Genomic DNA, 16,097 nt, shown 5'->3' with positions numbered 1-16,097 from the left:
AGGATGTCTAAGTACTAAATTGCTAACTATTATTATCTATTTTAGCGTAAATTTCTACGTCTAATAAATTTAGAGTCAATATTTAACTTTCCAGATTCCACACGCCGGTCCCCGTCGCTGCGATATGATTAACATTACCTTGTAAAACTTTATTACCAACATTTAGCGATGACTGTGGACGACTTACAAGGTAACCCTGTACGCTGCTAATTCCCATACGTTTTACTAGTTCAAATTGTTCTATTTCTTCAACACCTTCTGCAACAATTTTAAGCCCTAATTTTGTGCCTAGTTCACTGATTGAGTTTAGAATTTCATTATATTTAGGGTTTTCGTTAGCTTGTGCGATGAATAATCGATCTATTTTTATTACATCAATTGGCAAATCAGCTAGAGTACTTAAAGAGCTAAAACCAGTACCAAAATCATCAATGGCGATGGTTACACCTTCTTTTCGCAATTTTTCAAGTTCATTAATTATAGTCTCACTGGCTGTTATCAACGTTGATTCCGTTATTTCTAGCATCAAGGAGCTTGGTGGAAGTCCTGTTTTAGCTAGTTTTTTCATTACCCATTCGTGAATTGGACGATGTTTAAGTTGGATACCTGACACATTGACAGATATTTTTACTTTACGCATACCAGCATTATGCCATGCTGACATTTGTCTACACGACTCGAGCATTATCCAATCACCAAGCTCTAAAATAAGATTTGATTCTTCTGCTATCGGAATAAACTCAACAGGGGATATTGCACCTTCTACAGGGTGATCCCAACGGACTAGAGCTTCAAAGTAATCTATTGCACAGTCTTCTACGTGAACAATGGGCTGAAAAGATAAGTGAAAATTCTGACACGCTATTGCTAAACGTAACTCTTCTAATAAATAATGGTAACGACGCATCTTGTTGCCCATTTCAGGCGAATAGACCTTAAAAATACCACGACCATCTGTTTTTGCCCGATACATAGCCACATCGGCCATTTGTAATAACGCATGGGGTGTTGATGCGCTTTCTGGGTAAACGGCAATACCGACACTGGCACTAATTTTTATAATTTTATTACCGAGTACAAAGTCACGTTCTATTTCATTTAAAACGTGTTGAGCAACATCTAAGGTTTTAGTGTCAGAATCGATTTCATTAATAAAAATTGAGAACTCATCACCACCTAAGCGAGCTAAATTTTGTTCTAATAAACTGGTCGGATTTAAATCATTCAGTTTATGGTGGCGAAGAACATTAGCAAGTCGCTCGGCGACTTGAATGAGTACTTCATCACCAAAGCTATGTCCAAATGAATCATTAACTTGTTTAAAGCCATCCAAATCAATGAACAATAATGCACAGTTAATGTTTTTTATTTCAGCGCCATTTAGCTGACGATCTAAGTGCTCGATGTAAGCATGGCGATCAATCAGTAGCGTGAGCTTATCTTGGCAAATACTTGTTTGAGTTTCTCGTGCGTATGTAGTGACATGGTTATTGAGGGCATTAATTGCTTGGCTCAATTTTGCTACTGATGTGGGATTATCAAGTGGAGGAAGCTGAATATTAAAAGCACTTACCAATTTATGTGTTTGCAGGTGTAATTGGTTAATAACATTATGTTCGCGCTTTATTTGGCGAGCCTTCCCTAAATACCAAGTTAACCATAAGCCCAGCAATATTAATAATATTAAATTGGCAGGGGATAGTAGTGTTGCGTTTAAAACAGATGACGCTTTGGCAGTAATAAACTCGGTCTCTGTAATTTTTATTAATAAATAGTCGTTGTTATTACTGTGTATTAGATGGTGTCCGCTCAATATCGGATTGTACCAAGGCGGCATTTCAAGCTGTGTATTGGCGATTTTAAACGTACGTAGAGCTATGTTTGATTGCTGAGGGTTGATGTTGTTGATTTGTTTTGTAAGCAATACATTTAGGCAATAGCCAAAAACAATAATGGCTATTAAAGCAATACCGAAAGAACGAAAAAAGTTAGTCATTACATTAGCCATAAGGATCCCATTTCAGCTTTGAAGTTATTATTAGGGATTGAAGGTTTTTCTCAGTATATAGTTTGTGACAGCGGGTGACAAAACATTTCGAGTACAATTGTACAGGAGTGATCATTTTTATGATGAAATAGAGTAAATACATAAGGTGTATGGCTTTTTTACTCAAGGAGGACATTAATTTTTTTCACTTTACCTGAGAATAATTCTTAACTACTTTATAGGCTATATTTCGAACATTAACCACAAAGTGGTTTGTTTATTGCTATCTTCATTGCGATGTTTCTTTTTGATGGGTTTTTTATCATTTATTGCACTAAAATTGTGCAATTAAATTTTAATTGCACTGTCATAAAGCATAAACATAACTTTGATTTACTAACAAACAATGTTTTTACGTATAACACCCCTGCATATGTTGAGTAGTTGAACACAGCACGGTGGCAAGGATTAATTAACCAAAAGGTTTAGTTGGAGCCCGCTATGTTAAGCAAACGATTTTTTAAAACCAAAAATGAAGCTGAAGTGACATTTGAATTTCAGCACCCGGAAGCTGAAGAAGTTCAACTTGTTGCTGAGTTTACTGATTGGCAACCCGTTAATATGAAGTTCAACAAGAAAGGGCGCTGTTTTAAATTCAAACAACGATTACCAAGTGATCAACAGTTCCACTTTAGATATTTAGTAAATGGCTGCATTTGGGACAATGATCATCAAGCTGATGGTTACATTGCAAATAGCTTCGGAACAGAAAATAGTATAGTTAATACACAACGTATATAAGGCGCGATTATGGAGTCACTTTCGCAGCTTTTTTACCTGCATGGAATTGGGTATGAGTATACAAAGTACACTGGTGAACACGTTATTTTTAGTGACGAAACTCGCGGTGCGGCATTAAGTTGCTGTGGGATTGATATTACAAATAATGCTGAAGTTGAACATTTAAATGTCACCTTAGATGCAAATAAATGGCTGCAACTAGTGCCTAATTGCAGCATTGTCTGCGAAGAGAAACCAATATTCAAAATACGTATTGATCAACGTTTATTGGCGCAACATTGTGTTATTTCATTCATGGAACTTGAACTAGAAAATATTAATGTCTGTTTGGCTGATTTAATGTGTACTGGCGATTATATATTTAACGGTATTAAATATTTAGAACTTGCTTGTCCATTACCTAAACTACCAATCGGTTATCACCATGTTCGTGTTGACGTTGCTGAAATATCTGGAGTGACCCAATTGTGGGTAACACCAAAGCACAGTTACCAAGTAACAGAAAAAAAACAAAGCGGGCTTTCAATCCAACTTTACAGTTTAAAAAATAAAGCGGGATTAGGAATAGGCGATTTTACTGATTTGCTTGATTTAGTGAAGCAAGCTGCAACACACCAGCTCGATTACATCCTATTAAACCCATTGCACTTACTGTTTTGTGAACAGCCAGAACGAGCAAGCCCTTATAGTCCAAATAGCCGAGCATTATTAAACCCGCTTTATATTGCTGTTGAGTCATGTGAAGATTATCTTGATAATGAATCAGTTGCGATTTTTATGAAAAATGCAGATATTCTGGATTTTAAAGTTACTAATCAGCAGGCGCAATATATTGATTACACAGCTGTAAATTATTTTAAATATGCTGTTTTTAAGTTGCTGTATCAAGGTTTTTGTCAATCTGGAAGTCGTGTCCGTAAGCAGTTATTTGCAGATTTTTGTCTGCAACATAGCGAAACACTCGCGACTTTGAAAGTGGATGATCTTGAGTTTGCGAGCTATCTTCAGTGGCAGGCCCACCAACAATTAAAGCAGTGCCAAGTGGTTGCGCGTGAAAGTGGCATGAGTATAGGTTTAATTAATGATTTAGCTGTTGGCTGTGCTGGTGATGGTAGTGAGTATCTTAATCAGCAACACTTATTTACAGATTCTGCTTATGTTGGCGCGCCACCAGACCCTTGGGCTGAACAAGGTCAAAATTGGGGGCTACCAGCACTTAACCCGATTAAGATTAGCGATAATAACTTTGCTTATTATCGAGCATTGATCCGCGCCAATATGGAAAACGTGGGAGGCTTACGGATTGACCATGTAATGGCTATTCGTCGTTTATGGTGGTGTTTTAACAACCAATACCAGCAAGATGGCTGTTATGTTTATTATCCATTTGAACATTTGCTGGCTGTTTTAACCATTGAATCTCATTTAAATCAATGTATTGTAATTGGTGAAGATTTGGGTGTCGTACCGCCTGAAGTCAAAGCTGCATTAGCTGACAAAGCAATCTTCTCAAATGGCTTATTTTACTTTGAAAAGGATTGTGACGGTGAATTTTTACCTGTTAGTTCTTTTTCAGCGCAATCATTATTGATGGTTGCAAATCATGATGTACCGCCTTTTTTTGGCTGGTGGCAAGGCTGTGATCTGAGTTTAAAATATGACTATGAATTAATTGATGAATCGCAATTAATTCAACAACAACAAGCAAGAGACTTAGAAAGGCAGCGATTACTACGTTTCTTGGCAAACTGTGGAAAATCACTGTGTTTACAAAGCCCAGTGAGTGATGTTTATCAGGCGCTAACATTAAGTTTAGCTCATTCACCCGCACGTTTATTTACTATCCAACTAGACGATTTAGATGATCAAACCCTACCTGTAAATATCCCAGGGACAGATAAGGAATACCCTAATTGGCGTAGAGTGCTCACTTATTCAAGTGAAAGCATTTTCGATCGTCATCGTGAATTCCTGCGTGCTATTAATTCCATAAGGACTAATTAAATGAACAGTATTGTTCGTAAACAATCGACGTTGCAGCACTATGGCCCGCAAGTTGATGCATTACAGCGTGGTTGTTTTAAAGACCCATTTAGCTTTTTAGGAACGCATTCAATTTCTGAAACAAAAAGTGAAGTACGTTGTTACATGCCAGGCGCTGGTAAAGTAAGTTTAAAGCTTGGTGAGCAAAGATTAGAGTGCGCACGATACTCTGAGTCAGATTTATTCATAGCACATGTCAATAGTAAAGATATGGGCACTTATCAATTTGTGGTTGATTATGGTGAATACGAAATTATTTGCGATGACGTTTACAGCTTCGAAAGTAGCCTTGATGATAGCGCGATGTACTTATTTAATGAAGGGACATTAGAGCACGCATATCGACACCTTGGTGCGCATTTTATTGAATTATCAGGTAAACAAGGGGTGCGTTTTAGCGTGTGGGCACCAAATGCGAGTAGTGTTTCTGTTATTGGTGAATTTAACCACTGGCAAAAAAGCCAGCATTTTATGCGTTTTCATCCAGCATCGGGTGTGTGGGATCTATTTATTCCTGAATTAACACAAGGCCAGTGCTACAAATTTGCAATTACAACGTTAAGTGGTGAGGTGCTTGAAAAAGCTGATCCATTTGCTTTTAAAATGCAACAAGCGCCAGGGACAGCATCAGTATTACAAATTCGCCCACCAGCTATAGCGTTGACTAAAGAAATGCAAGCGCAAAGGGTCAAGCGAAATGCAATAGATGCACCCATTAGTATTTATGAAGTCCACTTGGGCTCATGGCAGCGAGAGGCTGGGGATCGTTACTTAAATTATCGAGAATTAGCACAGCGCTTAATTGGGTATGTAATTGAGCAAGGCTTCACGCATATTCAATTAATGCCAATTAGTGAATTCCCATTTGATGGTTCTTGGGGATACCAGCCGGTTGGTTTATTTGCACCGACGAGCCGATTTGGCGGTTTGGATGATTTTAGATATTTTGTAGAGCAATGCCACTTAAAAAATATTGGTTTGCTTATTGACTGGGTTCCCGGTCATTTCCCAAGTGATCCGCATGGCCTACATTGTTTTGATGGCACGCATTTATTTGAACATGCTGACGCGCGCCAGGGTTTTCACCCAGATTGGAATACATACATCTATAACTATGATCGCCCTGAAATTCGTAGTTTTTTAGTTGCTAATGCAATGTATTGGCTTGAAGAATTTGCGATTGATGGCTTACGTGTTGATGCGGTAGCGTCGATGCTCTACCTAGATTACAGCCGTAAAGAAGGTCAATGGATCCCAAATTGCTATGGTGGTCGTGAGAATTTAGGAGCGATTGAATGCCTAAAACAAGTCAACTTACGCAGCTATGCCAATAACCCTGGCATCATGATGGTTGCAGAAGAATCAACAGCGTGGCCTGGAGTTACACGTCAAGTAGATCAAGATGGCTTAGGTTTTGGTTATAAATGGAATATGGGTTGGATGAATGACAGTTTGCATTATATGCAACGTGATCCTTTGTATCGCCAGCATCATCATCATGAATTAACTTTTTCAATGGTGTATGCCTTTAGTGAAAATTATGTTTTACCTTTGAGCCACGATGAAGTGGTACATGGTAAAGGCTCATTACTCGAAAAGATGCCCGGAGATGATTGGCAAAAGTTTGCAAACTTACGTGCTTATTATGCATTTATGTGGGCGCATCCAGGTAAAAAGCTATTGTTTATGGGGGGGGAAATAGCTCAGCGCAGTGAATGGAACCACGATCAATCACTCGATTGGCATTTATTGGAACACATCTCGCATCAAGGTGTACAGCGTACGATTAGTCAACTGAACAAAGTATATACCTCTGAACCAGCGCTACATCAACTAGATAATGATCCAAGAGGTTTTAGTTGGATTGATAGCCAAAATGCACAGCAAAGTATTTTTAGTTTTATTCGATTCGCTAAAAAAGCCAGCGATTATGTTGTCGTGATCAGTAACTTAACACCCACGGTTTATCATGATTATTGTATTGGTGTGCCAAGTGGCGGTGAGTTTAAGGTTATTTTAAATACAGATGAGGAAGCGTTATTTGGTTCAGGAGTGCATGTTGTAGCATTAACTGAGCAAGTAATAAGTACTGTTGCGACTGCAAGTCATGGCCATCAACATAGTATTAAATTGTCTTTGCCTGCGCTTGCGACAATTTATTTAAAAAAGGTGTCTGATGAGCCTATCAATTGAGTTAAATCAAGGTCATATATCTCCGTTGGGGGCAAACGTCGTTGACTCGGGTGTTAATTTTGCTGTTTATGCACCTTTTGCTAAGCAATTATATGTATGTTTGTTTGATGCAAGTGGGCATACCGAAGTACTGAAATTGGCGATGAATAATAATGAAGGTGGAATTTGGAGCTTATATATCAGTCCACTCGCGCCAGGTACGTTATACGGCTATCGAGCTGAAGGCGATTATCAGCCTAAAAAAGGCTTATTCTTTAACAGCCAAAAACTATTGATAGACCCCTACGCAAAAGATTTATTTGGTGAGTTTACATGGAGTGAGCGTCATTATGGTCAAATGCCTATTGGAACATTCAGTGCAGTAAACAACGCAATTGACATGCCTAAATCTAAAGTCACTGAATTACAGCCTTATAAAGGTAAAAAGCCCGCGCATGACTGGAGTAAAACAGTTATTTATGAATGTCATATAAAAGGCGCGACAGCTCGACATCCATCAATTCCAAGTCAGCTCCAAGGTACATATATGGGCTTGAGTCATGCAAGTTTTATAGAACACTTACGAAAGCTAGGGGTAACAACATTAGAGCTTTTACCTGTTCATAGTTTTATCAGTGAACAATTTTTAACAGCGAAAGGTTTGCAAAACTATTGGGGTTATAACTCTTTAAATTTTTTTACCCCGCATAAAGATTACTTAGTAAATGGCGAAGTAGCAGAGTTTCAGCAAATGGTAACTAAGCTACATGAAGCAGATATTGAAGTTATTTTAGATGTTGTATACAACCATACCGCAGAAGCAGGCAGTGATGGTCCAATTTTGTCTTGGCGTGGGTTAAATAACCTCGGTTATTATCGTTCAATTAATAACAACCCAGAAGTTTATATTAACGATACCGGTTGTGGTAATACGTTGAATATAGATGACCCCTATACTTTGAAAATGGTGCTAGACAGTCTGCGTTATTGGGTTGAAGTGATGGGGGTTGATGGTTTTAGATTTGATTTAGCCACTATTCTAGGGCGTACTCCTCATGGTTTTAGTCAAACACATAGCTTTTTACAAGCAATAAACCAAGATCCTGTTTTAAGCCAAGTAAAGCTTATCGCAGAGCCTTGGGACATAGGGCCCGGTGGTTATCAGCTTGGTGCATTTCCTGCTCCTTGGCGTGAATGGAACGATAAATATCGAGATGTTGTCAGACGATTTTGGCAAGGTGAAGGCAATATGTTACCTGAGCTTGCAAAGCGTTTGCATGGTTCATTTGACTTGTTTGAACATAATCTACGAGGCCCGTTAAATAGTATTAACTTTATAACTAGCCACGACGGCTTTACATTAACAGATCTCGTTAGCTATGAGCAAAAACATAACGAAGCTAATGGTGAACAAAACCGTGATGGTCATAGTGCAAATTATTCGTTTAATTGTGGTTTTGAAGGGTTCACTGATGATGTAGAAATTACCAAATTACGCTTACAGCAACAAAAGAACCTACTTCTTACATTATTACTTTCTAAAGGCGTTCCTATGCTGTCGGCCGGCAGCGAAATGGGTCACTCGCAGGGCGGTAATAACAATGCATACTGCCAGAACAATCGTACCAGCTGGTTAGCTTGGAAAGACTCTCAACGTCAACACAGCTTAACCCGTTTTATTGACGACGTGTTGAGTATACGTAAAGAGCATAATGTTTTTAAGCACAGTGTGTTTTTGCATGACAGCGATAATCGATTTTGCGTTGATTGGTATTCTGAAGAAAGTAAAGCGATGGAAGAAAGTGATTGGCATGATGGCTCTAAGCAATTTTTAATGTATAGCCTGCGGGATTTACAGGCCAAAACAGCACTACTCATTATATTGAATGCCAGTAAAGTGAAGGTCAAATGCCAATTACCTGTGAGTAATAGGTTATCTACATGGAGTTTAGCGATATCGAGTGTTGATCAAGCAATGATCAAAAGTACGGATGAATTTGAGGTTGCTGCACAAAGCAGCTGGGTTTTTACAGCCAATTTAGAGGACGAATGTCATGGCTAATAATGGTGAACAAATGTGTGTAGCTAAAGGATGGCAAGATGCTCCTTTAATTGATGAAAGTACGCTTGAAGATGATTTATCACGCCATTTTTACTATACCTTAGGGCGTGATCGAGTCGGTAAATCTCAACTATATTTATATAATGCGTTAGCATTGACAATTCGTGATCGTTTAGTAGCTCGTTGCAGAGCAACGAAGCAACAAATGAATAGCGAAAAACGTCGTAAAACAGCTTATATCTCATTAGAGTTTTTGATGGGCCGTGCACTTGGTAATGCAATTCTAAATTTAGATTTAGATGATCAGGTTAAGGATGCGCTCAATCAGTACTGTGCCAAAATAGAAGATGTGGCAGAAGCCGAGCATGACGCTGGCCTAGGAAATGGCGGCTTAGGGCGTTTAGCTGCATGTTTTTTAGATAGCTGTGCAAGCCTTGCTTTACCTGTAACGGGTTATGGTATTCGTTACGAATACGGCATGTTTAACCAATCAATTGAAAATGGTCATCAAATTGAACAACCAGATAATTGGTTACGTGAAGGGCATCCATGGGAACTCAGCGCGCCAGAACAAGCTAAACGAATTAAATTTTTTGGTCACGTAGAGAGCTATACTGATAAAAAAGGACGTGTTCATCGTCAATGGCTAGACACACATGATGTACTCGCTGTCCCTTATGATGTACCAATTCCTGGTTATAAAAATAACATAGTTAACACATTAAGATTATGGAAGTCCGAAGCCACGGATGAATTTGATTTAAGCGAATTTAATGCGGGTAGTTATTCGGAAGCGGTTGCTCACAAAAATCTTGCTGAACAAATTACGATGGTATTGTATCCCAATGATACCAGTGAAAATGGTAAAGAATTACGCTTAAGGCAACAGTACTTTTTATCGTCAGCCAGCTTGCAAGATATCATCGGTGTATGGGTTTCACAACACGGTGAAGGTTTTAGTGACTTTGCAGACTTTCATGTTTTCCAACTCAACGACACTCACCCAAGTATAGCCGTAGCTGAATTAATGAGGCTGTTAATTGATGATTATGATCTAGATTGGGACGATGCTTGGGAAATAACAACCAAAACAATGGCATATACTAATCATACATTATTACCAGAAGCACTTGAAAAATGGTCGGTGTCACTATTTGCACGTTTATTACCACGCATTTTAGAAATTATTTATGAAATTAACGCACGCTTTCTTGCTCACGTTGCGCTTGCGTGGCCAGGGGATGTGGTAAAACAACAAGCACTTTCTTTAATTGAAGAAGGTCCTGAGCCACAGGTTCGTATGGCTTATTTAGCGATTGTTGGTAGCTTTTCTGTCAATGGTGTTGCAGCACTTCACACAGAACTATTAAAAGAAGGGCTATTTAAAACATTTTATGAGTTATGGCCAGAAAAATTCAACAATAAAACAAACGGTGTCACACCTAGGCGCTGGCTTGCCCATTGTAACCCTAAATTAACCAAACTAATTGGCGAAAAAATAGGAGATAATTGGGTGGGTGATTTTTCACAAATCAGTCAGTTACGTCGTTATTTTGATGACGCTAAATTTCACCAACAATGGCAAGCAGTTAAGCTTGAAAATAAGCAGCGCTTAGTTGATTTAGTTAAAGAGCGATGCGGTGTTGAGTTCGATACGAGTATGATGTTTGATGTGCATGTAAAACGTATTCACGAATACAAACGCCAACTACTTAATGTCCTCCATGTAATTCACCTTTATGACCGCATTCGCCGTGGTGATACTGCTAATTTAGTGCCTCGCTGTGTACTACTTGGTGGTAAAGCAGCACCAGGGTATTACATGGCAAAGCGGATTATCAAACTTATCAATAATGTCGCTGATGTAATAAATAAAGACCCGCTTGCTAAGCCATTTTTAAGAGTTGCCTTTTTACCAAATTATAACGTCACAGCCATGGAAACTATTTGTCCTGCAACCGATCTTTCTGAACAGATATCAACTGCCGGAAAAGAAGCTTCGGGCACTGGTAACATGAAATTTATGATGAATGGTGCATTGACAATTGGTACGTTAGACGGTGCAAATATTGAAATTCGAGATGCTGTTGGCGCTGATAATTTCTTCTTGTTTGGCGCACAAACTGAACAAATTGACGGTATTAAGCAAAGTTATAATCCGTTACATTTAATTCATAATACCCCTGATTTACTTAATGTAATGCAGTTGCTAGAAAGTGGCCACTTCAATTTATTTGAGCCAGGATTATTTGACGACATTATAAATGCAATTAAAAGCCCTCATGATCCATGGCTTGTAGCGCATGATTTTGAGAGCTTTGTACACGCCCAACGTGCCGTTGAGCACGCCTACTTAGATCAACAGCATTGGACACAGATGAGTATTTTAAATACGGCAGCCAGTGGTGTTTTCTCAAGTGATAGAACGATAAGCCAATACAGTAATGATATTTGGCATCTAGAAGCATTAACAACAACTAGTTCGGCCAATCAAGCCGCTAGTAACAGCTTAGATTAATACGGAGATAAATTATGCCAAGTTATGCAAATCGCTATATTAGTAGTTTAACAAGGGAAACTTATGCACTAATTCTGGCGGGCGGCAGAGGTTCACGCCTGCATGAGTTAACAAACTGGCGGGCCAAGCCAGCCGTTTATTTTGGTGGCAAGCATCGAATCATCGATTTTCCACTGTCTAATTGTATTAACTCGGGTATACGACGTGTGGGCATTGCGACGCAATATAAGTCACACTCGTTGATCCGTCATGTTAATCGCGCGTGGGGACACTTCAAAAAAGAGCTTGGTGAGTCTGTTGAAATTTTACCAGCATCACAGCGTTATGGTGACGAATGGTATTGTGGTACTGCGGATGCCGTTTTTCAAAACATGGATATTATCCGCCATGAGTTACCAAAGTATGTCATGATTTTATCTGGGGATCATGTATACCGCATGGATTACGGTGGTTTATTAGCAAAGCATTTGGAAACTGGCGCGGATATGACGGTATGTTGTATTGAAGTTCCTTGTGAAGAAGCTGCAGACACATTCGGCGTTATGACGGTAGATGAAGAAAAGCGTGTTCGTCGCTTCGATGAAAAACCAGCGGCACCAAGTTCAATTCCAGGCAAACCGGGTACATGTTTAGCATCAATGGGGAATTATGTATTTAATACCGAGTTTTTATTTGAGCAATTGAAAAAAGATGCTGAAAATGAAGGGTCTGGACGTGATTTTGGCCACGATATTATCCCTGCAATTATTGAGGAGCATAATGTATTTGCCTTTCCATTTAGAGATCCAGGCCATGAAGGTCAACCTTACTGGCGTGATGTGGGCACCCTTGATTCATTTTGGGAAGCAAATATGGAGCTTGTAATGCCAGAGCCTCAGCTAGACTTATATGACCCTACATGGCCAATTTGGACATACCAAGAGCAACTACCTCCTGCAAAATTCATTTTTGATAATGATGAGCGTCGTGGTATGGCCGTTGATTCTACCGTTTCGGGCGGGTGCATCATCTCGGGTTCGGTTGTGCGAAAATCACTGCTGTTCTCAAATGTACATATACGTTCATATTGTGAAATTGAAGAGTCGGTTATATTACCAGGTGCCATCATACAGCGAAACTGTCGTATTCGCCGTGCCATAATAGATCGCGGGTGCGAGATCCCAGCAGGGGTTGAGATTGGTTTTGACCGTAAAGCAGATGAAGAAAATGGTTTTAGAGTATCTAAAAAGGGTATTGTACTAGTTACCCGTGATATGCTCACTGAACTTGCAAAAAAACTTGAGCGCCAAGAGCGTGATAAAAAGCAATTAGCCTAAGGCGTGTTGACCTTTTGTGATTGATTTTGCAGCAGTCTATTTGGTATTTAGGCAAGGCAGAGCCTATGTCGTGTGGTTGTTCCCCATAAATCGGCGATAACGCAGTATAAATGCCAAACATGCGCTGCCCAAAGGGTTCTTCCTAGGGGCGATTAACTCTTTGTTACCTACACAGATGTAGGTAAGGGGCGTGAGTAGGGCGCACAAGCTTTGCTCGGTTTTTACTTAGCCCGCTCGATTAAATCGCCTCTAGATTGAACGAGTTTTAATCCTGAAAGGTCAAAATACCTTAATAAACCAGTTGTAGGAAATAAAGAAAATATGCATGTATTAATGGTTGCAGCCGAAAATGACACGTTACCAAATGCTAAAGTCGGCGGTGTTGCTGATGTGATTAGAGATAGTCCAAAAGCATTAGCACAAAGAGGGCTAACAGTTGATGTTGTTATACCTGATTATGGTTTTAGCGCATTGAGCAAAGAGCATCTTGGATTATTATATGTGCCATTTGCAGGCTACATTCATGAAATACATGCATGGGAAATTAACTCAGTTGATAATGGGGTAAGGCAATTAATTTTGTCTCACCCTTATTTTAGTCAGCATAATGGCGCGGTATATTGCAATGACGAACCTGGTAGGCCATTCGCTACAGATGCAACTAAGTTTGCACTGTTTAATGCTGGCGTTTGTGAAGCATTATTACAAGGTATATTTATACGCCCTGACGTGTTGCACCTACATGATTGGCATAGTGCCTGCGCGGCATTATTGCTAAAGTTTGATCATCGTTTTACTGCATTTTCACAATTAAAAACAGTGTTTACAGTACATAATATAGCTTTACAGGGGATCCGACCTTTTAAAGGCGATGATTCGAGCCTTGAAGCTTGGTTTCCATCATTAAGTTATGACGGCCATTTATTGTGTGATCCTAGGTACCCGCATTGTTTTAATCCAATGCGTACCGCGATTAATCTTGCAGATAAAGTACATTTAGTATCACCCACTTATGCGCTGGAAGTTTTAGCTGCAAGTTCACCTGAAAATGGTTTCTTCGGTGGTGAAGGCCTTGAGAAAGATTTACAAAAGGGAGCAGAAGAAAATAAAGTCGTTGGTATTTTAAATGGCTGTGAGTACCCAACTCATGAAGCAAATTCAACACTTCAATTAACTGACTTATATGAAGAAATAGAGTCAACTCTCTTTGGTTGGATCGCTCAAAAAACTACATTAGTTAGTAGTTTTTATATTGCTCACCAACGATTAATAGGCTTTCAAAAACAAAAAAATAAAGGACCTTTGATCACCAGTGTAGGCCGATTGACTGATCAAAAGGTATTGTTATTACACCAAACCTATCAAAATAAATATGTAATTGATCATCTTTGTGAAAAATTAGCACAGCACCAAGGCAATATGATTATTTTAGGCTCTGGGGATGAAAAATTAGAGCAGATAATGACAGAAGCCATGGCTCGCAATTGTAATTTGCTGTTCCTTAAAGGGTATGGACATAAAGTGGGGGAGGACCTTTATGAGCTTGGCGATCTATTCTTAATGCCAAGTTCATTCGAGCCATGTGGAATTAGTCAAATGTTAGCTATGCGTGCTGGGCAACCCTGTTTAGTTCATGGCGTTGGCGGCCTTAAAGATACGATAAATCACTTAGAAACGGGTTTCAGTTTTACTGGTAACTCACTTGAAACTCAATGTGAAGGCTTGATTGATTGCTTTTCAGATACCCTTAATTTACGAGCCCACAAGCCAAAGCAATGGCAGAATATAGTGCAACAAGCGAGGGCGGCTCGCTTTACATGGTCGAAAGTCGCTCAGGAGTACATTAGTAAACTTTATTGTTAGTACTGCAATTTGCCACCTTTCTAGTTATAATGTGTTTATATTTCAAGGTGGCCTAGTCTTTTTTTATTGGTTTATAGGCTTGATTAATAAAAAATACTGTAAAAGGCTGACTAGTGGAAGTATTTGTAGCAAGGCAAGCAATTTTTAATCGTCGGCAGTCTGTGGTTGCCTACGAGTTATTATTTCGTAATAGCATTAATAATTGCTTTCCTAATATTGACGAAAGTGTAGCTACAGCCAAATTAATTGTAGAAAATCAACTAAACTTCGGCACTCGCCATATTACATGTGGTAAGAAAGCGCTTATTAATATAGGCCCAGATTCATTAAAAATGGATTTGTGCAGCTTTTTACCCCCCCAAGACGTTGTGCTTGAATTATTAGAAACTATAGAGCCGACAGAAGAAAACTATCAATTATGTAAAGAGTTGTTTAAAAAAGAGTTTACATTAGCTTTAGATGATTTTATCTATGATCCTAAATGGGATCGATTTTTGAAATTTGTTAAGTTGATAAAGTTTGATATTCAAATCACTCCTCTAAACCAAATCGAATCGCTTATAGTGCGCTTTAAAAAATACAAAAATTTAAAACTATTAGCAGAGAAAATAGAAACGCTTGCTGATTTTAAAGTCGCTCATGCAATGGGATTCGACTATTTTCAAGGGTATTTTTTTGCTAAACCACTGTTGATTCAACAAAAAGATATAGATATGAATCATGCGCTGGCATTGTCTATCTATGCTCAAGCGATGAAAGAGAATCCTGATATTAATGCGATAGCAGCTCTTTTTCAGCTTGATACTGCCCTTGCTTTCAAATTATTACGGTTGATAAACAGTGGGGTGTTCCCGGTTCAAAAAGAAATAGAATCATTAAAGCAAGCATTGGTGTATCTGGGTCATGATCATATCAAAAAGTTTATCAGTCTTTTAGTGACGGCCCATGTAGCGCAAAGTAAGCCAAATGAATTAATTAAAATGTGCATAATTCGAGCGCGATTTTGTGAATTGATAGCAAAAAAAGTGGCACCAGCCAATGCGAATAGTGCATTCTTAACAGGGTTATTTTCATTGTTGGATGCCATATTAGATAGGCCGATGGATCAGTTGCTTTTACGTTTACCTTTCCCTGACATAATCAAGTCGGCGTTAATGGAAGAAAAGAATAATCTTTATTATATCCTCGAAATTGTTAAAGCATATGAATCTGGAAGCTGGTGGGCGCTAGAGCAAGCCGTAATATTATTAAATATCCCAAGTGATATACTGCCAAGTTTATATAAAAATGCTTTAGAATGGTCTAACAACCATAAATATAATTAAAAGGATTTAA

9 protein-coding genes are annotated in these 16,097 nt (G+C 38.8%); 8 read left to right on the top strand and 1 reads right to left on the bottom strand.

Annotated features, from left to right (window positions below):
• Positions 1-82: 82 nt before the first annotated feature.
• A complete protein-coding gene (locus tag ADS77_RS12365; protein WP_054203896.1) occupies positions 83-1,996 on the bottom strand; it encodes a putative bifunctional diguanylate cyclase/phosphodiesterase in 1,914 nt (637 codons plus the stop codon).
• A 492-nt stretch (positions 1,997-2,488) separates the two neighbouring features.
• Here ADS77_RS12365 and ADS77_RS12360 point away from each other — a divergent pair, with 492 nt between their 5' ends.
• The 8 genes from ADS77_RS12360 to ADS77_RS12325 all read left to right on the top strand — a co-directional run bounded on the left by ADS77_RS12360 (position 2,489) and on the right by ADS77_RS12325 (position 16,087).
• A complete protein-coding gene (locus tag ADS77_RS12360) occupies positions 2,489-2,788 on the top strand; it encodes an isoamylase early set domain-containing protein (RefSeq protein WP_054203802.1) in 300 nt (99 codons plus the stop codon).
• A 9-nt stretch (positions 2,789-2,797) separates the two neighbouring features.
• Positions 2,798-4,792, top strand: a complete 1,995-nt coding sequence (gene malQ / locus ADS77_RS12355; protein ID WP_054454676.1) for a 4-alpha-glucanotransferase — start codon at positions 2,798-2,800, stop codon at positions 4,790-4,792.
• Positions 4,793-7,024 (top strand): 1,4-alpha-glucan branching protein GlgB, encoded by a 2,232-nt coding sequence (glgB, locus tag ADS77_RS12350; protein ID WP_054454675.1) that lies wholly within the window; start codon positions 4,793-4,795, stop codon positions 7,022-7,024. It begins immediately after the preceding gene.
• On the top strand, positions 7,008-9,065 hold the full coding sequence (gene glgX / locus ADS77_RS12345) for a glycogen debranching protein GlgX (RefSeq protein ID WP_054454671.1): 2,058 nt from the start codon (positions 7,008-7,010) through the stop codon (positions 9,063-9,065). Before glgB ends, glgX begins: the two co-directional genes overlap by 17 nt.
• The gene (locus ADS77_RS12340; protein ID WP_054454668.1) at positions 9,058-11,583 is read left to right on the top strand and encodes a glycogen/starch/alpha-glucan phosphorylase; all 2,526 of its coding nucleotides are present in this window, start codon (positions 9,058-9,060) and stop codon (positions 11,581-11,583) included. Before glgX ends, ADS77_RS12340 begins: the two co-directional genes overlap by 8 nt.
• 14 nt (positions 11,584-11,597) lie before the next feature.
• Positions 11,598-12,899: a glucose-1-phosphate adenylyltransferase gene (gene glgC, locus ADS77_RS12335; protein WP_054203797.1), complete on the top strand. Its 1,302-nt coding sequence runs from the start codon at positions 11,598-11,600 to the stop codon at positions 12,897-12,899.
• 321 nt (positions 12,900-13,220) lie between these two features.
• Positions 13,221-14,762 (top strand): glycogen synthase, encoded by a 1,542-nt coding sequence (locus tag ADS77_RS12330; protein WP_054203796.1) that lies wholly within the window; start codon positions 13,221-13,223, stop codon positions 14,760-14,762.
• Between the two features lie 113 nt (positions 14,763-14,875).
• Complete coding sequence (locus ADS77_RS12325) at positions 14,876-16,087, top strand: EAL and HDOD domain-containing protein (RefSeq protein WP_054203795.1); 1,212 nt, start codon at positions 14,876-14,878, stop codon at positions 16,085-16,087.
• Positions 16,088-16,097 lie beyond the last annotated feature (10 nt).

Origin of the sequence: Pseudoalteromonas porphyrae (assembly GCF_001298125.1) — a bacterium.
GTDB lineage: Bacteria > Pseudomonadota > Gammaproteobacteria > Enterobacterales > Alteromonadaceae > Pseudoalteromonas > Pseudoalteromonas neustonica.
The sequence above is the reverse complement of the archived record's forward strand: the minus strand, read 5'-3'. Positions and strand labels throughout refer to the sequence as shown.

Coding starts and splice junctions, on each gene's coding strand:
- glgC (WP_054203797.1), top strand. CDS start 11,598: ATGCCAAGTTATGCAAATCGCTATATTAGTAGTTTAACAAGGGAAACT.
- ADS77_RS12340 (WP_054454668.1), top strand. CDS start 9,058: ATGGCTAATAATGGTGAACAAATGTGTGTAGCTAAAGGATGGCAAGAT.
- glgX (WP_054454671.1), top strand. CDS start 7,008: ATGAGCCTATCAATTGAGTTAAATCAAGGTCATATATCTCCGTTGGGG.
- malQ (WP_054454676.1), top strand. CDS start 2,798: ATGGAGTCACTTTCGCAGCTTTTTTACCTGCATGGAATTGGGTATGAG.
- ADS77_RS12330 (WP_054203796.1), top strand. CDS start 13,221: ATGCATGTATTAATGGTTGCAGCCGAAAATGACACGTTACCAAATGCT.
- ADS77_RS12360 (WP_054203802.1), top strand. CDS start 2,489: ATGTTAAGCAAACGATTTTTTAAAACCAAAAATGAAGCTGAAGTGACA.
- ADS77_RS12365 (WP_054203896.1), bottom strand. CDS start 1,996: ATGACTAACTTTTTTCGTTCTTTCGGTATTGCTTTAATAGCCATTATT.
- glgB (WP_054454675.1), top strand. CDS start 4,793: ATGAACAGTATTGTTCGTAAACAATCGACGTTGCAGCACTATGGCCCG.